The organism is Caloranaerobacter sp. TR13 (assembly GCF_001316435.1).
Lineage (GTDB): Bacteria > Bacillota > Clostridia > Tissierellales > Thermohalobacteraceae > Caloranaerobacter.
In genome coordinates this window covers 87,283-110,641 of record NZ_JXLL01000005.1, presented here as the reverse complement: position 1 = coordinate 110,641, position 23,359 = coordinate 87,283, and the positions used below count along the sequence as shown (strand labels likewise).

The window sequence follows — 23,359 nt, the reverse complement described above, 5'->3', positions numbered from 1 at the left end:
CTTAAATAGCAAACAATAGTACAAAAGTACTAAATAAGCATTGTTTACAAATAATAGAAATAATATTACAATAAAGTTAAATGAATCAATCAACACAAAAAATTTACAAGTATGCAAAAAAGTATGATTTAACAGAAACTTTAGAAGCGAATATTGATGCTTAATTTAGTAACTGTATTTGAAAACACAAAAGTAACTGCTAATAACGTTATATTGCAAGGTATTATGTATGAGTTAGATGATGGAGAATTGAGAGGGTAAAAAATTTAGTAATAATTATATTTATTTAGATATAAAGGAGGATGATTAAAATTAAAACAAGCAAAAGATATTTTGTCCTATTTGGTTTGCTTACAATTTCTACTTTTTACTTTGCACTTTTATTGTATGCTATATATCACCCCCCTTTATTAGTTTCGGGTGCTATTGGCGGATATAGCAGAACAGATACTATTAAAAAGGAACTTACCGCTGGAATAAATATTGAGAATCAGGGAATATTCCCGATAAAAATAAAAGATGTTATTTTAAAAGATTATAACGGTATTAATATTGAAGAAATATATATAGTGAAGTATGATACAACAAAGGTAAGTACAGGAAAAGTGGTCTTAGGAGAATTTAAGTTTAATAATTATATAAATAAAGTATATAACAGGTATGTGTTCCCAAATTGGATGATACCAAATACAATTTACAAAAATAAATATGGAAATGTAAGCTATCCAAAACTATACGAGTATGCGATTTTATATAATGTAAAAACAACTCAGAAAAAGTTCTTGTGGCCCCGTAGTATAAAGATTATATATATGTATTTAGGAAAGAAATTTGTTGTTGAGTTTAACTTTATTTTTTCAATTTCTACTGCTAAAAATGTGCTTTTAAATTAATTAAAACAGCATTAAAAATAATTATATATACTATTTTTCTAATTTCCTTCAAAATAATTCTTAATGATCTAGTTTATAATTTTATTATTTAATACATCTTTTTATTCAACATATCAGCTAGCCAGATAAAAAAACCTTTTTCTTTTGCTTTAAATAATGGCTGCATAGCAAAAGTATAATAAGTGATTCTTCTTATAACGTATATTAAAACTATTACAGCTGCAATCAGTGTAATAAATGAACCTAAAAAATAGCCAAAACCATAGAATTTTACTCCTTTAGGTATAAAGTAATAAGTAAAAGCAGTATTTGATAATAAAAACATTAAAGATACAAATAGAGCTTGCTTTCTCATTTCAAAATATAAAAGTATAAGTATTATAAGTAATACAAAAACATTACATAATGAACCTAAAGCACTTATTCTAAATATGTCCCTTACTATAAGAGGTATACCTAAAAAAGTAAATATTTTACTAGATAAGACTATAATAGTTAAAGTTATTATAGTCTGTGTTTCCATTGTATATATTAACTGCCTATTTATAGAACGCTCCATTTCTTGCCTTGCAATTTCAATCTGTTCATATGTTCCATCCTTTGCTACTAATCCGTAATATTTTTTATATTTATCGTAAAATTCTGTTTCAATAGATACCATAAATAATATCATTGTTGGAATTACTGTTAAATAAGCTAAAAAAACAGCACTATCATAAAGCGGTGCATATTTATATGTTTGATAAATATCTACTCCTAGCGGGCTATACCACATCATAATATCATCAATCCAAAGCCCTAATGTATAAAAAAATCCAATATAAAATAAGCTCGGTAGTCTGCTCATATAGCTAATAAAATCAAATTCAAAATTATTTCCATAAAAGAAAGTTGTTAAAAAACTATACATCAATATAAGATAAGTAAGCATTATTCCTGTCAAGTAACTTAGTAAAATATTACTTGCTATACTGTACTCTTTAAAAGGTATAGGATAATATACAAAAACAATTGTAAGAATAACAGATATACATCCTCCGTAAATAAACGCCTTTGATATTATTAAATAATTTTTTACTGCACTCAAATAAACCATTAATATCCATATCAAAGAAACTAAAACAAAAAGTGAGAGCGACATATATTTGTAATATATAGGTAAATTCTTATTGTAATAGTAAGTAAAAGCTATTATAAAACTTATAAACGCTATAATTTTGCTCAATCCCTTAAAAGATGCACGTATATAACCATAATCCTTAATATAGAGCTTGTCAGATATATATCTTGTAATAATAATTTGCCATGGAGCAGTAATAATCTGAGAAAAAACAAAACTATATACAATAGTTCCCATAAACAAATCTCTTTGAGCAATATCATCGAAGTAATAATCAGTTAAAAAAAGTAATATATTCACAGTAATAACTGCAGCAATCCATGGCCCAGCAGAAACTAAAGCAGAATATATATAAGCCTTTGTGCGTTTTGAATACATTTCCTCTTTGAACAATTTTTTCAAAGCAAATCCTATGCCTGCCATTTAATCACCTTAATTCATGGTATATTTTAGAATACCTCTTTATTAGCTTTTCTTTTGTATAATACTTTTCTACTCTTTTCCTTCCATTTAAACTCATTTGCTGACTTAATTCTTTATTTTTCAAGATTCTTATAATTGCATCTGCAGTTTCATTTGGAGATACTGGTTTAGTCACAATACCAGCAAGTCCTATATCATCATTTTTAGTTCCTTCAATTAACTCTCCACATGAACCTACATCTGTTGCAACAATAGGTATGCCAGAAGCCATCCCTTCCAATATAACTAAAGGCTGACCTTCTGAAATTGATGTTAATACCAAAACATCCATCTTAGAAAGATAATTTTTTATATCTACTCTTCCTGTTATGATGATATTTTTTTTCAATTTTAAAGTTTCAATCAAGTTTAGGCATTCATTATAATACTCTTTATCTTCATCATAAGGACCTATTAAATATAATTTTGAATTAGGAATTTTTGTATTAACTATTTTAAAAGCTCTAATCAATGTCTTTACATCTTTTATAGGAACAATTCTTAAAATTGCACCTACATTAAACCCTTCATGTTTCTCTTTTTTTACTTTATATCTTTCTATGTCAACACCATTTGGTATTACTATAGTCTTATGATGCTCTGAGCCAAGTTCTAACTGTATGTTTCTATTTCTTTCAAATAGAGAAATAACTCTATCAGCTGTCTTATAAGCACCTGTTGAAATAAAATAGAAAAAATCAATCCAAATATTTTTATATATACCTTGTACCCATTTTGATTTAATAATTTCTTCTTCTCTCTCTCTGGCATATATTCCATGTTCAGTTAATATAAATGGTTTATTATATTTTACTTTCGAAACTACTCCTAATAATCCAGCGTACCCCGTTGATACTGAATGATATATATCAGCTTTCGGTATTTCTGTTTGAATAATATTTATCATAGGCAAAAACATTGATCTCATAGTCCAAAAAAATCTATTAAAGCCCTCATGTCTATATTTTTCTTGATACAATTTCAATAATATATTCCAAAAGGTTTGGCTTTTTAAAAACTCTACACAATCCCCTATTTTCTTTCTATTAGCTATAATACTAATAACTGTTTCCCAATTTACATCATTATTAAATCTTAAAAATGCTTCTAATTCATTTAACTTGTCTTTACTAATATGAGGTTCTCTCATTCTTTTTTTAGGTGATATATTTTGATAACCATTTAAATATACTGTTTTTATCTCTATAACATTTTTAGGTATATCATATTTATATTTCAATTTTTCGACTTCAGAAGGCATTACTGAAAGTATTTTGAAATTTATTTCTTTCATCTCTGTAACCAGTTGATGTATCCAAGATGCTACTCCACCAGGAATATACGGGTAAGAACCTTCTGATATAATACATACTTCCATTATTCTCTCTCCCTATAACCAGTAATTTATTATTCCCTCATATTTTTCAGGTATTTTTATTTCTAATTCTCTAATTTTTTTAGCTATATTTGAAACCATTTTATAATTTTTTAAATTATAATAAATCTTCATTAAATAGAAATATGTCTCAAATTTTGGAGAAAAATTCTCAAAAAGCCTTTTTATTAAATAAAAACAGTCATCAAATTTACTTAATTTAATATTAATATCTATCATTTTAAGCAGAATTTCATAATTATCGTTAAACCTATCAATATTATCTTCTAATAGATTTAAATACTCTTTTAAGTAGATTTTTAAAGATTCGTCATCTAAAAGACCAGAATTAATATAGCTATCATACAGTTCAATTATTTCTACTAAAGTATTTACCTCATTACTTTGTATATACTTTTGTTTTAATATAAATAGATTTCTCTCATATTCCTGTTCAAATAAATTGAGAGTAGATGCAGCATAATGAACGACCTCAGGGTCTTCATCTAGCAAAGCTGTTCTTAAAATATATACTTTTATTTCCATATCATTATCAATCAATTCAATTATCGCTTCTTTTTTCTCACTGCTTGGAGAATATTTCAATTTATCATACATACTTAACAAGTTTAATTCTTTATTAATATTTATTTTCTTTATATTCTCTAATTCATTCTTATAATGAACATATTTTTCATATTCTTTTATCAAACCATTTTTCTTCGCATAACTTTCTAACATAATATTAATAGTCGTAATAAAAATCATACCTATACCAGGTAAAAATAAAGCAATATAAAAAGGTAGTGCTTTTGAGTCTTTAAAAACCTTTTTACTGAGAATAAATAATATACAAACAAAAACTATATGCAAAACCACTAGTGTACTAAAAGCTATATTTCGAAAGAAAAAATAATTAATTGAAATCATAGTGTCTAATATTGTTAATATTAAATATATAATAAACTCAAATACTCTCATAATATCACCTATTCCAAAATAACTTTCACTACTGGACTCCTACCTTCTATTAAATATAAATTTCTATCCTTATCTATCAGCTTATAATAACCACCTTCTACTTTTTTTACCTTTTCTTTAGACCTTAAAAAATGATATATTGGCACAACTCCATTTTCATAATATATGTAAATTGTATTATCAACTTTTTTTGTATAAACTTTTAATTTTTCTAATTTCAAATAATTGATATATGCTTCATAGTCAGTCATAGGAACTAAAAATGGAAAATTATTATATACCTCTTTAATAATCCGTTCAAAATTTTTCTCCAATTTTCTCCATGTCATACCTTTAGATCTCTCTACATCCAACAAATCATCAGGATGTATAAAATGATTAAATATTCCATAATGGGCTATACCATTATAAATATCCCACATCAATTTTTTATCATAATGGTATCCAGCACTTATTCTAGGAAAATCATATGTATCTGGTATATCAGGGTCTTTTCCAAACTCCTGATATAATACGCTTTTTTCTTTTTCACCTGTATATAATCCTGCAAAAACTTTAACATCCTTAAATACCTTTTTTACTGCAATTTTACCATCTCTTGAAATTATATTAGACGGTGGTACATAAGTAAAAATCTTAACATCACCAAACAGCTTTTCAAGCTCACCCTTTAGCACCTTAAGTCCTTCTTCTATTGTTTTAAAAGATTCCCATGGCGTATAACTGTATTTTTCAAACTCCATTTGCCCTTTTAAAGCCAATGAATTATGATTATATCCATGTATTCCTATTTCTCCATTAAGCTCAGCTAATTTTCTTCCAAAATATTTTATATCATTTAGCTCCTGCTTATTTAGTTTCCTTATTGGGCTCGTAGTATCATTAGAATATGTTCCAATAACAAGTCCAGTATATTTCAAATTATATTTTTCAGCTAAATTGTATAAAAAAGACCACCAAATATTTCTATAAAATTGCCGATTGTTCATATGATACTGATTATATATAATCTCATCTCTACCTGGTTTTATAGGTGCTGGAAAATCATCAATATCGACTATTTTCCCATTAAATATAGTTGTTAAAAAATAATCATTTATATATGACGTATACTGAAGCAATAAACCTCTATTTGCTTTATCCATCAGTAAAGTTGAATTAACATATAACACCTTTCCTCTTCCATACTCATGTATCCATACAATCGGTCGTTTTTCTGCAACAGCTAAAATATTAACATCTTTATCTAAGTCTACATCCAAAATGGAATTTGATACTTTTTTATCTTTTATTTCTATCTCATCTAATCCGGGGAAAAACTTTACCATAGACTTGTATCCTTCAACAATACCATTTGAAAAACCTCTATTTTGTGCAATTCCTATCATTTTATCAAATGGAGGATAATATCCTCTTACTAAAAATACTGCCTTACCCCCGTTATTTATATACTCTAAAATACTTTTATAATTTTTTAATTCATATACTCTTTCAGTACCTATAACTAATAAATCATCATGTTTTAACTTTTTTATCTCTTCAGCTACTTTATCGGAATCTATTTTTAAGTAATTACAATTCAGTTTCGCCATTTTGAATGTATAGAAAATGTTTTTATACAAATCTTTTGATCCTTTATCTTTGTCAGAAAAAAGTACTAATATTTTATTGTAGCTATTTGGTATTTCAGTACTTATATATTTAAAATCAATAGCTTTTTCTTTTTGCCTTATTCCAAAAATATTTTCTAAAATCTCACTTCTAAATACTTGAATCAAAGTAGCCGACAGCAAAACTACTGTTAATATAATAACTAGATTTTTTCGGTTTTTCATTTTACCCTCTCCAGTTTATAGCTAAATTTACTTAGTATCTTTTCGTTAATTAAATCTAAATTGTTAGTTTTTGTTGCTGGTAATAATACATATACAATATCATTTTCATCATCATATCCTATTACATCTGTTTTTCTTAAAATCTGTCTGAAATTAATGTCCAAAATGTTTAAATCTATTTCTTTCCTTTTATAAGCAAGTAAACAGTATTCAAGTTTAAATTTTCTTTTTCGCTTTTTCTCTTCTTCCAATCTTGCAACAAATCTATCAAATTTCATAATACGAGTACCATCATAATAATAATCTTTATTTATGTCTTCTTCTATCTCTATAGCACTAACTAATGCTTTATTTATCCATTCTACAATTACTTTAAATAGATTATAAGAATAATCAGTAACCTCTTCAAAATTCATCTCATCTATATTTATTATCGCTATAACCTTGTCCTCTTTTATCAATGGAGCAGACATTATAGGAAAATCGTCGTTACAATTTATGTCATGTTTAATAACCTTTTTTTCAAAAATTAAAAGCTTGTAGCATTCATCTTCATCTACTTTTATAGAATTTCTTATTTCTTCAGTAAAATCTCCAACTTTAATTTTTAATCTCAAATACTCCTGCCTATCATCTACAGTGTAAATAGATATACTTTTTGCTCCTAAAAACTTAGATAAAATACCTAAAGTTTCTGTGTACACTTCTTCCGGATTGAGCTTAACTAACGAAGATGCTGCTTCAAATAATGAAATTATACTGTACTGAGCACCAATAATCTGCTTCTTCATTTGCTCTCTAATAAATGTACTTTTCTCATATAATTCCTTTAGCTCCTCATAGTTCTTTTTTAACAAATCAAACTCCAAATTCATATTTTTTAATTGAAATTCATAATTATCCTTAAATCTACCTAAAATTACAGCAGATAAATAGAACATTAACAAAAACTTATAGTAACTAAAATCAATTAAAAATATATAAAGGTCCTTACCTAATAGGTAATAAACATATACATAAACTAAAGAGGAAATTGTCGCACTAATAAGCCCTAAGTAATTACCATACCTCAATGCCATCATTGAAGTGACTATAAGAAGTGGGTGCAAATTTAATGTAAGAAAATTCTCTTTAATTGGACTTAACCTATAAAATATAATAAATATAAAAAAATCTATAATAATAGTTTCTATCAAACAATATCTTAACTTTTTTTTATTCAAAAGAACCACTCCTATAAAAATCTACCGTTCTTATTAATCCGTTATATAAAGAATATTTGGGCTTCCAGCCAATACGTTTATATGCTCTATTTATATTAAAAAAAGAGTGTTTGATATCTCCTTTTCTCTCTGAATTATATAAAGGTTCAATCTGAGTATGTAGTATTTTCTTTAGCATATCAATTAAATCATTTATTGATATTTCTACTCCTGAACCAATATTTAGTATTTCATTGTTTCCTCTTTCCATAGCAAGAATATTAGCTTCTATTACATCATCAACAAAAATGAAATCTCTTGTTTGCATTCCATCTCCATATATAATAGGATTTTTTTTGTTCAATATTAAATCTATAAATTTCCCTATTACACCGCCTTCTCCTCTTTTATTTTGCCGTATACCATACACATTAGCATATCGTAAAATAATATATTTAAATCCGTACAATTTGCTATATAACTTTATATAGTTTTCTGCTGTATATTTAGATAATCCATAAAAAGAAATTATATTTATCGGATGATCTTCATCAATTCCCAAATACTTGGGTTCACCATAAACAGCTGCTGATGAAGAATAAATAAACTTTCTTACATTATATTTCTTACAGCTTTCCAAAATGTTAATTGTACCAGCTATATTAACATCACTATCAAACTTAGGATTAATTATAGATTTATTTACATCTACTTGAGCAGCTAAGTGATATACTATATCAAATTTTTCTTCTGCAAATACTTTTATTATATTTTTTTCTCGAATATCCATATTATAAAATTTAGCTTTTGGACTTACATATTTCTTATCCCCTGTATATAAATTATCGATTACCACAACTTCATGATTTAAAGCTAACAGCTTGTCAACTAAATTTGCCCCAATAAATCCAGCACCACCTGTAACCAAAACTTTCATACATAGCTCACCCGCTTAGTTTATTCTATTTAAATATATTACCCTTAAAAATACATATAATTCATTAAAGAATACATATTTCCAATTTAAATCATATATAAATGGGTATATATTATATATATTTTTTAAAGTTAGGAGGAGTGGGAATGAAAATACATTTTTATGGAGCTGCTGAAGTCGTAACAGGCTCTAATCATTTGATTACAACAGATAAACACAAAATTCTAATTGACTGTGGTCTGTTTCAAGGTAGTGAAGAACTAGAAAAATTAAATTACAAGGATTTTGAATATAATCCTTCTGAAATTGATTTTGTTTTACTTAGTCATGCTCACATAGACCATAGTGGTAGAATTCCAAAGTTAGTAAAAGAGGGTTTTAAAGGCAAAATAATTTGTACAAAAGCAACCTATGATTTATGTAAAATTATGCTATTAGATAGTGGGCATATACAAGAATCAGATACAAAATGGCTTAACAAAAAACGCCTACGTGCTGGTAAAACTCCTGTTAAACCTCTATACACAGTTGAAGATGCTAGAATAAGCTTAAACTACTTTGAACCTGTTTTGTATGACCAAAAAATTGATCTAAACGAAAACATACAAGTCAGATTTAGAGATGCTGGTCATTTGCTTGGTTCATCAATAATAGAATTATGGATTACAGAAAAGAATAAGACAGTAAAAATAGTTTATTCTGGCGACTTAGGAATGAAAAATAAACCTATACTAAGAGACCCAGAACTTATAGAAGAAGCAAACTATTTAATTGTTGAATCAACATATGGTGATAGACTTCACGAAAGCGTTGCTGAAAGAGCTAATAAATTAATAGAAATAATAGATAAAACTACATCACGAGGTGGAACAGTTATTATCCCTTCATTTGCTGTAGGAAGAACTCAAGAATTAATCTATGAATTAAATAACTATTATGAGCATTTAGACATTGTAGAAACATATAAGAAAATACCTATCTATGTAGATAGCCCAATGGCAGTTTCAGCTACTAAAGTTTTTAAAGAAAACCCCTACTGCTTTGATGATGAAGCCAAAAAACTCATACTAAGTGGAGATAATCCTTTTGAATTCGAAAATCTTTATTTCGTTAATGACCAAAAAGAATCTATGCGTCTGAATGAATACGATTATCCAAAAGTTATTATTTCAGCTAGTGGAATGTGTACTGCTGGTAGAATTAGACATCATCTTAAGCATAACCTTTGGAAAAAAGAAAATAGTGTTATTTTTGTAGGTTACCAAGCAGAAGGTACTTTAGGCAGAATTCTTAAAGATGGTGTGAAAAAGGTCAAAATACTAGGAGAAGAAATAAAAGTTTTAGCTGAAATATACAGCATTGAGGGTTTCTCTGGCCACGCTGACCAAAAAGGTTTAATGGACTGGTTAAAAGGATTTAAAAAATTCCCTGAAAAAGTTTTTGTAGTCCATGGTGAAGAACATTCTGCTAAGAAATTAGCAGAATTAATTAAGAAAACTTTTAATGTCGATGCTGTCGTACCAAATATAGGTTATATATATGAATTTAAAGATAATGAAACAAAGATTTACCAAGGCGAAATATTAGAACCTCTTAAAAAGAAAGAAAACATTAAAAAAGAACTTCAAGAAGTATATAATCAGTTTGAAGTTTTAGTTGCTAATACTGAAAAAATTATTGACGAAGAAATATTAAAAAAAGATTATGATAATTTAAAAAATAAACTTATAGAATTACAGCAAAAATTACTAGATATTAGTATTCTTTTAGGAGATTAATATAATGGATTTTAGCAAAATCTTCTTTTTAATTTATTTAAATCGAAGATTTTGTTATAATATTATAATAAAGTTGAAAAAAATATATATGGAGGGATAATATGTCAAAAATAATTTTAGGTCTGCAAATTGACAATCGCTTCGAGGAAGTATCTGAAGTACAAAAAATATTGACTGATTACGGATGTATTATTAAAACCAGATTAGGCTTACATCAGCAAACAGAGGATAATAACAGCTGTACAGAGAAAGGATTAATAATACTTGAATTAACTAATAATTGTGGTGATAAATGTAACGAATTAGAACAAAAATTAAGTTCAATAAATGGTGTTATAGTTAGAAAAATGGATTTCTCTTATTAATTTATATTTAAAAAGACTTCTATTGGTCGAGCTAATAGAAGTCTTTTTCTTTTTGTGATTCAAATCACTGAATTATTTCTGATAATTGGGTAAATTATAATTAAGAATCTAAAAAAATAATAGGAGGGGTAATTGTGGATAGACAAATGTTCTGTTTTCAATGCGAACAAACAGTAGGTGGAAAAGGCTGTGTTAAAATAGGTGTTTGTGGTAAAGACCCAGAAGTTGCAGCCTTACAAGACTTACTTGTTTATTTATTAAAAGGAATAGGTTATTATGGACAGAAAGCATTAGAAAAAGGTAAGAAAATTGATGAAGAAACTAACAAGTTTGTTATGGATGCAATGTTTGCTACTTTAACTAATGTTAACTTCGATGCTGAAAGATTCGTTGAATATATTAAAAAAGCTGATGAAGTAAAAGAAAATCTTAAAGAATTGGCTGGAGATATTGAAGGATCTATCCCAGAAGCTGCAAGTTACAAAGTACCTTCAACAAAAGAAGAAATGATAAATGATGCAAAGAAAGTTGGAGTAATGGCTGACGAAAATTTAGATCAAGACATTCGATCACTTAGAGAATTACTTATCTACGGTTTAAAAGGAATGGCTGCTTACGCACATCATGCTTATGTTTTAGGTAAAACTGATGAAACTGTAAATAATTTCTTCTACAAAGGACTAGCAGCTACTTTAGATAATAATTTGACTATAGACGATTTATTTAATCTAAATATGGAATTAGGTCAAGTTAACTTTAAATGTATGGAATTATTAGATAGCGCTAATACTGGTGCTTATGGCAACCCTGAACCAACTGAGGTATTAATAACTAAGAAAAAAGGACCTTTTATAATAGTTTCTGGCCACGACTTAAAAGATTTAAAAGAACTTCTTGAACAAACAGAAGGCAAAGGTATAAATATTTATACTCACGGAGAAATGTTACCAGCTCATGCATATCCTGAACTTAAAAAATATCCACATTTAGTCGGTAACTACGGTGGCGCATGGCAAGATCAACAAAAAGAATTCGACAATATACCTGGTGCAATATTAATGACAACAAACTGTTTACAAAAACCTAGGGATAGCTATAAAGATAGAATATTTACTACTAGCATAGTAGGTTGGCCTGATGTAGCTCATATAGAAGAGGTAAATGGTAAAAAAGATTTTACACCTTTAATAGAAAAAGCTTTAGAACTTGGAGGTTGGCAAGAAGACGAAGAAGAAAAGAAAATTTTAGTAGGATTCGGTCATAATACAGTATTAAGTCTATCCGACAAAATTATTGAAGCTGTGAAAAAAGGTGATATTAAACACTTCTTCTTAATAGGTGGATGTGATGGTGCTAGACCAGGAAGAAATTATTATACTGAATTTGCAGAAAAAACACCAAAGGATACAATAATTTTAACATTAGCTTGTGGAAAATATAGATTCAATAAAAAAGATTTTGGTACAATTGGAGAATTCCCAAGATTATTAGATGTTGGTCAATGTAATGATGCTTATTCAGCTATAAAAATTGCAGTTGCTCTTGCAGAAGCTTTTGAATGTGATGTAAACGAACTACCTCTATCAATAATACTATCATGGTATGAACAAAAAGCGGTATGTATCCTTCTTACATTATTATCATTAAATATCAAAAATATCTATCTTGGACCAACTTTACCAGCTTTCGTTTCACCAAACGTATTGCAAGTATTAGTTGATAAATTCAATATAAAACCTACTTCAAATGTAGAAGCTGATATGAAAGAAATATTAGGCTAATCTAAAAGGCTATCTCGATCGAGATAGCCTTTTTAGATTAGATTTTATAATTTAGTTGGTAAAAAAATATCAAATTTTGTACCAATTCCTGGTTTGCTAGAAACTTCAATATATCCACCATGTTCATCAATAATTCTATGAGTTATAGATAATCCAAGTCCAGTTCCAGTATCTTTAGTTGTATAAAACGGTTCAAATATTTTTTCCAGTTCATTTCTCTGTATACCTGTCCCGTTATCTTCAAATGATACCTTAACCCAATTATCTTTTATATTTAAACTTATGTTTAAACAACCTCCTTCAGGCATTGCTTGTACAGAATTGAATATAATATTTATAAAAGCTTGTTTTATTTTTTCTGCATCTATTAATATCTTTATATCTACTTTAGATGTATAGATAATTTTAACACCATGTTGTTGAGCATACTTTTTAGTAAGCATGATTACTTCTTTTATAAGTTTATCTATACTTTGAGTTTTTATCTGATTTACATTAGGCTTAGCAAAATCCAACAAGCCTTTAATTACCATATTAGCTCTATCTACTTCATGAACTATAATTTCGAGACCCTCTTTTATTTCAGCATTTTCTATATCTTTAACTACAGTCTGAGATATAGTCTTTATAATTCCTAATGGATTCCTTATTTCATGAGCAATCCCAGATGCAAGCTGTCCAACTGCTGATAGTTTTTCTGCTCTCCTCACTTGATTTTCTAATTTCCTTATCTGCGAAATATCCTCAAGTACAATAACTACTCCTTCTATTCTATTTAGGATATTATGCAATGGATAAGCAAATAATTTTACATAAATATTAGTTTTATCTTTTGAATTACATTTAGTAACAATATTCACTTTTTTATTAAAAGTCAGTACATCTTTTAAAGTTTTTTCAATCTTATCATACTCTACAAATAAAATATCTAATCCCTTACCTATGCATGTTTCATCTAAACCTAATAATTTTTTTCCTTCTTTATTTATCAATTGTATTTTTAAATCTTTATCAACTGCTATAAGAACATTAGTTATACTATCTAATATATTTTGAGTAAAATTTTCAAGATCGGTCAATTTTCTAATCTGCATCTCTAATATCTTTTTCTTTTTGAAATCTGCTTCAACTAAAAATCCAGTAACCGTACCTATAAAAATAAACATAACTATTTCTAAAAAATGATTTAAAATAGACATATTTATTTTCTGTAATGATAATATCTCTGGAAAGATTAAAGGTGTACCATATAAGATAGAAACTATTATTGATGTAAATAGCCCTCCCTTTAATCTGAATTTAAATGAAGAAATTATTATGGGAATATAAAATAATCTCCTGTGGAAATCGTGTATATCCCATCTAGCTGGTATAATTGAATAATGAAGCATTGTTATAATCACAATACTTATACTAATAAAAATAATGTCTATTATCTCTTTTTTACTAAATCTCTTCATTTTAATTCTCCTTTAAAGGTATATATTCCATATGGATTTTTTTAAATATCTCTAATAGTTATTATAATACATAATATTTATAATTTTGGAACAAAAAAAGGATAGATTTTTAAATCCATCCTTTAAATTAGAAATATTGTATATAACACTAGTACTATGCTATTTAACATTGTTAAATAATTTCTTTTCGCTAAATTTTTCTTCACATTCCCTACTACAAAAATAATATGTGTGGCCATTAATAGTTTTTCTTATTGAGTTACTCTTACTAACATACATACCACATACAGGGTCTTTAGCTGTATCTAATGCGTGCATATTGTTGTGGTTATCTTTATGCATGTCGTGTTCACTATGATGCTGATGTGTTGTATGACTACCATGTGAGTGGCCTCCACAACATCCTCCACCTCTTCTCATCATATAAAACATCAATACTACAAATCCTATAGCTAGTAATATATTCATTTTTTTCCTCCTTTTAATAAATAAAATGATTTATTAGATAATACCAAATTTTTCATTCTAATTTTCTAAAATTTACTATTTAGTTTATATTTAATAGAGCTCCATATAGGAGCTCTACATTACTCTATTGATACAGCTTTATAACCTGCTTCTTCAACTGCTTTTGCTAATTTAGAATCATCTACTTCATGTGCTAACTCTACTACTGCCTTTTTCTCTGCAACATCAACATCAGCAACTTTAACTCCACATACATTTTCTAATTCTTTCTTTACACGACCTGCGCAATGTCCACAAGTCATTCCTTCAATAACAATTGTTTTTTTCATAATAACCCCTCCTAAATTTTTATTTATTTATTTTTAGCTGGCTTAAAGCCTTTTAATCTTAAAGCATTTGATAATACTGAAACTGAACTAAGTGACATAGCAGCTGCTGCAAACATTGGATTTAGTTTTGGTCCTCCAAATATATACAATAGTCCTGCTGCTATTGGGATACCTGCTGCATTGTATGCAAATGCCCAGAATAAATTTTGTTTTATATTTCTTATTGTAGCTTTACTTAGCTGAATAGCTGTTACTACATCCATAAGGTCACTCTTCATCAACACTATGTCTGCTGATTCCATAGCAACATCTGTACCAGAACCAATAGCAATACCAACGTCAGCTTGTGCTAATGCAGGAGCATCATTTATACCATCTCCAACCATTGCAACTTTTTTACCTTTTTCTTGAAGCTTTTTAACTTCATTAGCCTTATCTTGTGGTAAAACCTCAGCTAAAACTATATCTATTCCTACTTGTCTAGCTATAGCTTCAGCTGTTCTTCTATTATCACCAGTAATCATTGCTACTTCTATTCCCATACTATGAAGTTTCTTAATGGCTTCTACACTACTTTCCTTCACTACGTCTGCTACTGCTATGATACCAACTAGTTTATTATTAATAGCAACAAACATTGGTGTCTTACCTTCATTTGCAAGTCTGTCAGACTCTTCTTGAAGAGTTATTTCAATATTTCTATCATTCATTAGTTTTTTATTTCCTAAAAGTATGTCTTTACCTTCTATCGTAACTTCTATACCATGTCCTGGTATAGCTTGGAATTTTTCTATTTTTTTCAATTGTAGTTCTTTTTCCTCTGCTTTTTTTACAATTGCTTCACCTAGTGGATGCTCAGATCCTTTTTCCGCAGATGCAGCAATTACTAATAGTTCATCTTTATCAAATCCATCTATTGTTATAATATCTGTTACAGCTGGTTTACCCTTTGTTATAGTTCCTGTTTTATCAAATACTATAGTATCTATTTTATGAGCTGTTTCTAATGGCTCTCCACCTTTAATTAATACTCCATATTCTGCGCCTTTTCCAGTTCCAACCATTATTGCTGTTGGTGTAGCTAATCCAAGTGCACAAGGGCATGCTATAACTAGTACTGCGATAAAAATTGTTAAGGCGAACACAGGTGTTGCACCTGATATATACCATGCCAAACCTGATAAAATTGCTATTACAATTACAATAGGTACAAAATATCCTGAAATAACATCTGCCAACTTCGCTATTGGAGCTTTTGAACCTTGTGCGTCTTCAACAAGTTTTATTATTTGAGCCAATGCAGTATCTTTACCAACCTTTGTAGCTTTAAATTTAATTGTTCCATTTTTATTTAAAGTTGCACCTATTACCTTATCTCCGACATTTTTTTCAACTGGCATACTTTCACCAGTAAGCATCGATTCATCTACTGATGTATGTCCTTCTATAACAATTCCATCAACTGCTATCTTTTCACCAGGTTTTACTAAGATAATGTCCCCAACTTCAACTTCTTCTATAGGTATAGTTTTTTCTTTTCCATCTTGTATTACTGTAGCAGTCTTTGGTTGTAATCCCATCAATTTCTTAATCGCTTCAGAAGTCTTACCTTTTGTAACAGATTCTAAATATTTACCTAATAATATAAGTGTAATAATTACTCCTGCAGTTTCAAAATATATATCTTGTGCATATTGTACATTTCCTTGTATAATCTCATATATACCATATATTCCATATAAAATTGCTGCAGATGTACCAATAGCTATTAGTGAATCCATGTTAGGATTCTTTCTAATTAATGCTTTAAAACCTACTGTGTAAAACTTATTACCAGCTATAACTATTGGAATTGTTAATAAAAACTGTACTAATACAAAGTTTAATGGATTTATAGATGGATCAATTACTTTTGGTAATGGTAGTCCTATTAGATGTCCCATCGCTATGTATAAAAGTGGTACTGTAAATATAGCTGATGTTACAAATTTTCTCCAAAGTGTATTCATTTCTTTTATTCTGCGTTGTTTCTCTACATCTTCAGTTTGTGTTTCAATCTCAAGTGCTTCGTAACCAGCTTTCTTTATAGCTGTTTTTATATCAGAAATCCTTGTTTTATAAGGATCATATTTAACACTAGCTCTTTCTGTAGCAAAATTTACACTTACTTGTTTTACTCCTTCTAATTTGTTTATTTCTTTTTCAATAGCCTTTGCACAGGAAGCACAAGTCATACCACCAATTGGTATTATAACTTCTCTAACATCTACTTCTTCATCTGCACTATATCCTGCATCTTTTACCGCATTTTTTATATCACTTATACTAACTTTTGATTCATCAAATTTAACTTTTAACTTTTCTGTAGCAAAATTTACGTTAGCAGCTTCTACCCCATTAAGTTTATTTACGCTTTTTTCAATAGCTTTTGCGCATGATGCACAAGTCATACCATTAATTTTTAGCATTGCTTCTCTCATATCAGTTTTCCCTCCTCCTTTATCCTTTTATATAATAAATTATTTCATAATGCCTCCCTCCCCATAAGGGGTGGGTTATTTTGATTATAACACATACTTATTATTTAATCAAGTATATATCTATTTATATTTTTATATTACCCATTAAAAATCATATCTATCATTTTTTCGACTTTTTTTAGCTTATTTTTTATATAAATTATTTCTTCCTTAAATACTTATTTGAATAGTAATTATCTTATTTATTCCAATAATTTGAATATAAATATAGATAAATACATCAATGCTCCAAATAGCATAGTTATTGTAAAACCGAAATTCATAGATATTATTAGAGAAAGTACAGAACCCATAACAGACATAATTCCATTTACACCCAACATAAGTGGTATATATTCTTCTTGTTCTTTGTCTTTCAATCTTAGTATTCCTTTTGGAAAAGCCATTCCCATAAAAAATCCAAGTGGAAACAAAGTTATTGTTAATATTAATAATTTATATATTTCTTTAAAATCCTTATATAGTTTTACACTATTAGGCAATATAATTAATAAAGATATAATCAAAATAGGTATAAAAATGAAAACTATATCTCTATGCTTAATGGTAGTCTTGAATATTTTCTTATTACTAAAATAACTACCTATACCACAGCTCAATAATAGAGAAAATACTGTATAACTAAAAGCGCGTATTGGATTACCTAATAATAATATACTTTTCTGAATTAAAGATATTTCTATTAGCATAAATCCTATTCCTATTGCACTAAAATAAAATAATGGTCTTAAATCACGTATATTACGAGTAAAAGTTCTAAATAATGCTACTATAATTATGCTTATTAGAATGATTAGAATTTGTAATATATTAGGTACACCTTTTTTGAAATCATAAAAAAACGGTTTATTATCTATTGTAGGTTTTGCATTAAAATATAATTTATCGTACATTTCTTCAAGTGTCCATTTTCCTAAAACCAAATCTTCATATAAATCCATATTTTTAATACCTGGCATATTTAGAATAATTCTGTCCTGCTTTACTGCTGCATTATATATATTTTCAATTTCTTCTGTTGTAAAAGGTTTTTTCTTAAAAATAACAATAGGCATATTTATTCTGTTTTCATGCTTTTCCATCATCGAGTTTGTTATATTATTAATCACTATAAAATGTTTTAAAATATCTTTTTGATTAACACCAGCATCCAAAAGAGTTTCAATACCAGTATTTATTCCTCTTACCATATCAAATGTGCCATGAAACATAAAGCTTAAATAGCCATCATCTTTTAAATGATCAAAATAAATTTTAAACGCTTCTTTTGTATATAAAAAATTTTCTGTTAAACTTAAGCCACCATAACCGATTGCTTTTGACATTACCATTGATAAATAAATATTATTATATTTTTTATTTGTATTTTCAATAAAAGTTCTACCGTCTTCAACAAATAAATTAACACCCTCATAATTGTAAATATCACCATTAAAATCTTTATAAGCATTAACAGTATCCACTATTGAAGAATTTATTTCTACAGCATCTATATTTTTACTACCTCCTAAAATTGCAAGTAAAACATCTTTTCCTCCACCTGGACCAATCAGTAACGTATCTTCATTATTACCGATAGTAAATGGTAAATAATTAATCTCTTCTTTTAGATAACTTACTTCATCAAGGTTACCATTAAACCTTATCATTGGAGCACTTGCTCCCCCATCTGTTATGATTATTTTTTCTCTATCATTATTCTCTATTACATCAGTTCTAGAAATAGAATCCCAACTAGAAAATACTATATTTACTTCTTCATTACTATTTTGTCTAATATGTTCAATGACTGTTATTGGGCTTGTAAGATATGAAGTAAAATTGTTTTCTAATTCTAATAAAATATTCTTCTGTATTAATAATGTACTTGTTAAAATTAAGAATGATATTAAAACATATTTCATTTTTTTAGTTCCAAACTTAATACTAAATAAAACACCTGAAAATATGCTAAAGATAATAATAACAAACAAAGTCCTCATAAAACTCAAATTATCCATTAAAGGTATTATAATAACACTTCCTAATGTAGAACCTAATAGATCTGCAAAATATAGTTTATTACTAATACTACTATACTTTAGAAATACTAATGCTAATATCATTCCTCCTATAACAAAAGGTATGCTAGTTATAAGTGAATAGATTAAATAAATCTTTATATAAGGTAACTTATAAATTATAATAATACTAATAAAAAAAGAAAAAGCTAATGTCAAAGCTAGTTTTTCTAGTGAATATTTTTTTCTAGTTTTATAAATAATTAATCCCCCAAAACATAATCCCAATACAGCTAATGATATCGTCAAAAATACAAAATGGTAAAATAATATTGTTGAAAATAATCTTGTAATTAACATTTCATATACAAACAATGATATTGATAAGAAAAAAATTGCTAATAATTCTAATAATATATTTTTATGACTTAAACTATTCATTTGAATCTCCTTTCCGTCATCTTAATCTATGTCTTCTATTTTCTCATTTTCTTGATTATTAGATTGATCTTCATTACCGTTTTTGTGCATTCTTATCATCATAAATACATGCATTAAAGGACATAATAAAAATACAAGCCAATAATAATTATTTGGCCTTCTATCAAAATTGGTTAACAATATTATCAATCCAATTGGTATTAAGCATGATAATAGCATTATAAATAAATGCTTGACTTGTCCATGTTTTCCTTTATCCATAGTAACACCTCTTTAATAGTTTTTATTTTTATCATCTCTACAAAACGGGCAATATCGCCAATTAATCTCTATTAATCTACCACAAGTTTCACATCTTTTCTTGAGCTTTTCATTGCAATAGGGACAGTAAATCGACTCATATTCAACCTCCTTTTTACAATATATACATTTTGCTTTATGCTTACTAAATTTATATTCTTTATCTATTGATGATAAAAAATAAACAATTATACCCAAAGCAAAATATGCAAATAAAATCATTAACATCACTTCCTTCATAAAGAAGTATATATAATATTATTTGCAATTTTCATACCAACAAGAATTAAAATTTAATAAATCTATTAAATCCACCTTATAAAGTCATCAAAAAAACTGATAATCACAAAGATTATCAGTTCATTCTTCTAATACATGTATCAAATCCTACACACTAAGTGTAGTAAAACATAAATTGTAAGACTACTTTTTCTATTTTAAATCCTTATAAAATATTACAGTAAACTTACTTCCTTTACCTAATTCACTTTCTACTTCTATTCTTCCATTATGAGCTTCAACAAGTGTTTTAGCTATAGTTAAACCAATACCTGTACCACCAGTTTTTCTACTTCTTGATTTATCACTTCTATAAAACCTCTCAAATATATAAGGTATATCTTTTTTAGGTATTCCTATACCTGTATCTTTAATAATTATACTTACCTTTTCTTCATTTTCTTCTAAAGCAACATATACTTGCCCTTCTGGATTTGTAAATTTCAAAGCATTAGAAAGTATATTAATAATTATTTGACTTACTTTATCTTTATCTGCATTTATAAAAACATTTTCTTTTACAAAACTATTAAGTTTAATATTTTTATTTTGAAATTGATACTTATAACTTTCTATTATTTCATTTAATAATTTAGATAAATTAATTTTTTTAATTTCTAGCGTAATTCTATGTTTCTCTATATCTGTTAAATATTTTAATTGCTCTACCAGTTTAATTAACCTAACAACTTCACTTTTACAAATATTTAATCTTTCTTGTGTAGGTTCCCAAATACCATCACTTATTGCTTCAATGTGACTTTGTAATATAGTTAAAGGCGTTCTTAGTTCATGAGATATATCCGCAGTTAATCTTTTTCTTAATGATTCCTGCTCTTTTAAAGATTCTGCAAGATGGTTTATTGATTTTGAAAGTTCTTGTAGTTCTGTTATATTATTAGATATTAAAACTTTAGTATCTAAATTACCTCTTCGTATATCATTAGCTGCTCTTGTTATTTTTAGAATAGGTTTTGAAATAATCTTAGAAGAATAAATTCCTAATATAAATGCAATAAATAAAGATATTACTGCAGCATAAATAATTGAATTGTTTATTCCTCTTGCAAATTCTAATTCTCTTTTAGATACTAAAAATGGACCATAATAACCAATCTCAGCTATTGCAACATCTTTACCATTAACTTCTATTTTATATTTTTTGGTCACATAATTTCTTGTTCTCATTGGCCCCCCCATCATAAATCTATCCATTTTACGCATCATATCATATCCCATTTTTCCCATCATTTCATTATGCATCTCAAACATATCTGATTCCATATAATGTGTAAAAATAATATTACCATCAAGGTCTTTAATAACTATATCAAAACCATTTATAAGGGGTGACTTACTGATATTATTCAGATTTTTTTCGGTCCATTTATTATCTATTGAATAAGTATATTTAATAAGTCCAATAATTTCATTAACCCTATTTGTTAGTTCATCCTTCATATATATGTCAAATTTCCTGAATAGAGTTATATTAGTTATTATGCTTACTAATATTATAGAAAGAAAAGTTGCTCCTAAAATAATTAGTATTAATCTTGTCCTTAGTTTTCGAAACATTTTTAATCCTCCAAAAATTTATATCCAACTCCATACACTGTTATTATATATTTATTTTCTTCATCCTCTATTTTGTGTCTAAGATTTTTTATATGTGCATCAATAGTTCTATCATATCCATCATAATCGTATCCCAATACTTTATCTATAAGTTCTTCCCTAGTAAATACTTTTCCAAGATTCTTAGCTAACACTGTCAATAGCTTAAATTCTTTTGGTGTCAATTTTATTAGTTTTCCACGTTTTTTAACTTCCATTTTATTAATGTCAATTACTAAATCTCCATTATTAAACTCAATTACATCAGCTTTTATAAACTCGTTACTAATTCTTCTAAATATCGCTCTTACCCGTGCTACAAGCTCTTTTGGACTGAATGGTTTTATCATATAATCATCTGCACCTATATCTAATCCGTTTATTCTATCCATTTCATCAACTTTGGCAGTCAACATAAGTATTGGTACTTCTGACTTGATTCTTATTTGTTTACAAACTTCTTCGCCAGGTAAATCAGGTAACATTAAATCAAGTACTATAAAATCTATTGCTTCTTTATTAAATACGTCTAAAGCCTCTTTTCCATTATATGCAGTAAATACATTATACCCTTCTTTTTGTAAATAAGCTTTTACAACATTTATTATTTGTTCCTCATCATCAACTAACAGAATATTTTTTTTGAATGAATCCATAATAACACCTCTACAATTAACCTTATTCTCTATACAAGAACACTATAATGTCCAGTATCTTCCAATACTGGACATTATATTAATTAAGATTTTAAGATTTTCTTTTTATGTTTATATTCTTCTTCACTAATTTCGCCATTTACATATTTCTCTTTTAATATCTCTAAAGCTTTACTTGAGCTTCTATAACTATGCTCTCTATTAATTAATTTTATAAACAATATAGTAATACCTACAACAACTAATATTTTTATTAAGCTCATGCCTAGCATCCAATACCATGCATTACTATATCCATACATATGCCACATATAAATCCCTCCTATTAATCATTTAACATTTTCTTCTTTCTTTCATATTCCTCTTCTGTAATTTCGCCTTTTGCATATCGTTCTTTTAGTATCTCTAATGCATCGCTTTTATCACGGTTTCCATAGTACTTTCTTTCATTTGCATATCTAAATATGAAATATATAGCTATACCTAATAAAAGTAGACCTAATATTCCTCCACCCATCATTCCAAAACCCATCATCATAG

The 23,359-nt window shown here is 27.4% G+C and carries 21 protein-coding genes; 4 read left to right on the top strand and 17 right to left on the bottom strand.

The genetic code is table 11. The features are described from left to right. Positions 1-302 precede the first annotated feature (302 nt). A complete protein-coding gene (locus tag TR13x_RS06105; RefSeq protein ID WP_054871018.1) occupies positions 303-893 on the top strand; it encodes a hypothetical protein in 591 nt (196 codons plus the stop codon). A gap of 88 nt (positions 894-981) precedes the next feature. Here the strand turns inward: TR13x_RS06105 and pelG are convergent, their stop codons facing one another. From pelG to TR13x_RS06075, 6 genes are read right to left on the bottom strand one after another with little or no spacing between them, the layout of a single operon-like run. Further along, the gene (gene pelG / locus TR13x_RS06100; protein ID WP_054871017.1) at positions 982-2,436 is read right to left on the bottom strand and encodes an exopolysaccharide Pel transporter PelG; all 1,455 of its coding nucleotides are present in this window, start codon (positions 2,434-2,436) and stop codon (positions 982-984) included. Between the two features lie 4 nt (positions 2,437-2,440). Further along, the gene (gene pelF / locus TR13x_RS06095) at positions 2,441-3,853 is read right to left on the bottom strand and encodes a GT4 family glycosyltransferase PelF (protein WP_054871016.1); all 1,413 of its coding nucleotides are present in this window, start codon (positions 3,851-3,853) and stop codon (positions 2,441-2,443) included. Positions 3,854-3,865: 12 nt separating this feature from the next. Then, the gene (locus tag TR13x_RS06090) at positions 3,866-4,831 is read right to left on the bottom strand and encodes a hypothetical protein (protein ID WP_054871015.1); all 966 of its coding nucleotides are present in this window, start codon (positions 4,829-4,831) and stop codon (positions 3,866-3,868) included. An 8-nt stretch (positions 4,832-4,839) separates the two neighbouring features. Then, positions 4,840-6,666 (bottom strand): DUF2194 domain-containing protein, encoded by a 1,827-nt coding sequence (locus tag TR13x_RS06085; RefSeq protein WP_054871014.1) that lies wholly within the window; start codon positions 6,664-6,666, stop codon positions 4,840-4,842. Next, positions 6,663-7,889, bottom strand: a complete 1,227-nt coding sequence (locus tag TR13x_RS06080; protein WP_054871013.1) for a GAF domain-containing protein — start codon at positions 7,887-7,889, stop codon at positions 6,663-6,665. The genes TR13x_RS06085 and TR13x_RS06080 overlap by 4 nt, the downstream gene beginning before the upstream one ends. Beyond that, complete coding sequence (locus tag TR13x_RS06075) at positions 7,882-8,805, bottom strand: NAD-dependent epimerase/dehydratase family protein (protein WP_054871012.1); 924 nt, start codon at positions 8,803-8,805, stop codon at positions 7,882-7,884. The genes TR13x_RS06080 and TR13x_RS06075 overlap by 8 nt, the downstream gene beginning before the upstream one ends. Before the next feature lie 146 nt (positions 8,806-8,951). Here TR13x_RS06075 and TR13x_RS06070 point away from each other — a divergent pair, with 146 nt between their 5' ends. The 3 genes from TR13x_RS06070 (at position 8,952) to hcp (ending at position 12,729) form a co-directional block, all read left to right on the top strand. Further along, entirely contained in the window at positions 8,952-10,583 is a 1,632-nt protein-coding gene (locus tag TR13x_RS06070) for an MBL fold metallo-hydrolase RNA specificity domain-containing protein (protein ID WP_054871011.1), read from the top strand. A 101-nt stretch (positions 10,584-10,684) separates the two neighbouring features. Beyond that, positions 10,685-10,948 carry a hypothetical protein gene (locus TR13x_RS06065; RefSeq protein ID WP_054871010.1) on the top strand — a complete coding sequence of 88 codons (264 nt, stop codon included), beginning with the start codon at positions 10,685-10,687 and terminating at the stop codon, positions 10,946-10,948. 134 nt (positions 10,949-11,082) lie between these two features. Next, the gene (hcp, locus tag TR13x_RS06060; protein ID WP_200905826.1) at positions 11,083-12,729 is read left to right on the top strand and encodes a hydroxylamine reductase; all 1,647 of its coding nucleotides are present in this window, start codon (positions 11,083-11,085) and stop codon (positions 12,727-12,729) included. Between the two features lie 44 nt (positions 12,730-12,773). Here hcp and TR13x_RS06055 read toward each other — a convergent pair whose 3' ends face one another. The 11 genes from TR13x_RS06055 to TR13x_RS11395 form a co-directional block, all read right to left on the bottom strand. Beyond that, entirely contained in the window at positions 12,774-14,189 is a 1,416-nt protein-coding gene (locus tag TR13x_RS06055; RefSeq protein WP_054871009.1) for a nitrogen regulation protein NR(II), read from the bottom strand. Positions 14,190-14,348: 159 nt separating this feature from the next. Continuing rightward, positions 14,349-14,657 carry a YHS domain-containing protein gene (locus tag TR13x_RS06050; protein ID WP_054871008.1) on the bottom strand — a complete coding sequence of 103 codons (309 nt, stop codon included), beginning with the start codon at positions 14,655-14,657 and terminating at the stop codon, positions 14,349-14,351. A 119-nt stretch (positions 14,658-14,776) separates the two neighbouring features. Then, complete coding sequence (locus tag TR13x_RS06045) at positions 14,777-14,986, bottom strand: heavy-metal-associated domain-containing protein (protein WP_054871007.1); 210 nt, start codon at positions 14,984-14,986, stop codon at positions 14,777-14,779. Positions 14,987-15,009: 23 nt separating this feature from the next. Beyond that, positions 15,010-17,466, bottom strand: a complete 2,457-nt coding sequence (locus tag TR13x_RS06040) for a heavy metal translocating P-type ATPase (protein ID WP_054871006.1) — start codon at positions 17,464-17,466, stop codon at positions 15,010-15,012. Positions 17,467-17,708: 242 nt separating this feature from the next. Beyond that, positions 17,709-19,967 (bottom strand): hypothetical protein, encoded by a 2,259-nt coding sequence (locus TR13x_RS06035; RefSeq protein ID WP_054871005.1) that lies wholly within the window; start codon positions 19,965-19,967, stop codon positions 17,709-17,711. A 21-nt stretch (positions 19,968-19,988) separates the two neighbouring features. Next, entirely contained in the window at positions 19,989-20,228 is a 240-nt protein-coding gene (locus TR13x_RS06030; RefSeq protein WP_054871004.1) for a DUF2933 domain-containing protein, read from the bottom strand. Positions 20,229-20,240: 12 nt separating this feature from the next. Then, positions 20,241-20,489, bottom strand: a complete 249-nt coding sequence (locus TR13x_RS06025; protein ID WP_054871003.1) for a zinc ribbon domain-containing protein — start codon at positions 20,487-20,489, stop codon at positions 20,241-20,243. Positions 20,490-20,699: 210 nt separating this feature from the next. Further along, positions 20,700-22,124, bottom strand: coding sequence for a HAMP domain-containing sensor histidine kinase (locus tag TR13x_RS06020; protein WP_054871002.1), 1,425 nt, complete (start codon positions 22,122-22,124; stop codon positions 20,700-20,702). 2 nt (positions 22,125-22,126) lie between these two features. After that, entirely contained in the window at positions 22,127-22,819 is a 693-nt protein-coding gene (locus TR13x_RS06015; RefSeq protein WP_054871001.1) for a response regulator transcription factor, read from the bottom strand. Positions 22,820-22,902: 83 nt separating this feature from the next. After that, entirely contained in the window at positions 22,903-23,130 is a 228-nt protein-coding gene (locus tag TR13x_RS06010) for an SHOCT domain-containing protein (RefSeq protein ID WP_054871000.1), read from the bottom strand. Positions 23,131-23,144: 14 nt separating this feature from the next. Next, complete coding sequence (locus TR13x_RS11395) at positions 23,145-23,357, bottom strand: SHOCT domain-containing protein (RefSeq protein WP_304438592.1); 213 nt, start codon at positions 23,355-23,357, stop codon at positions 23,145-23,147. Between the last annotated feature and the right edge of the window lie 2 nt (positions 23,358-23,359).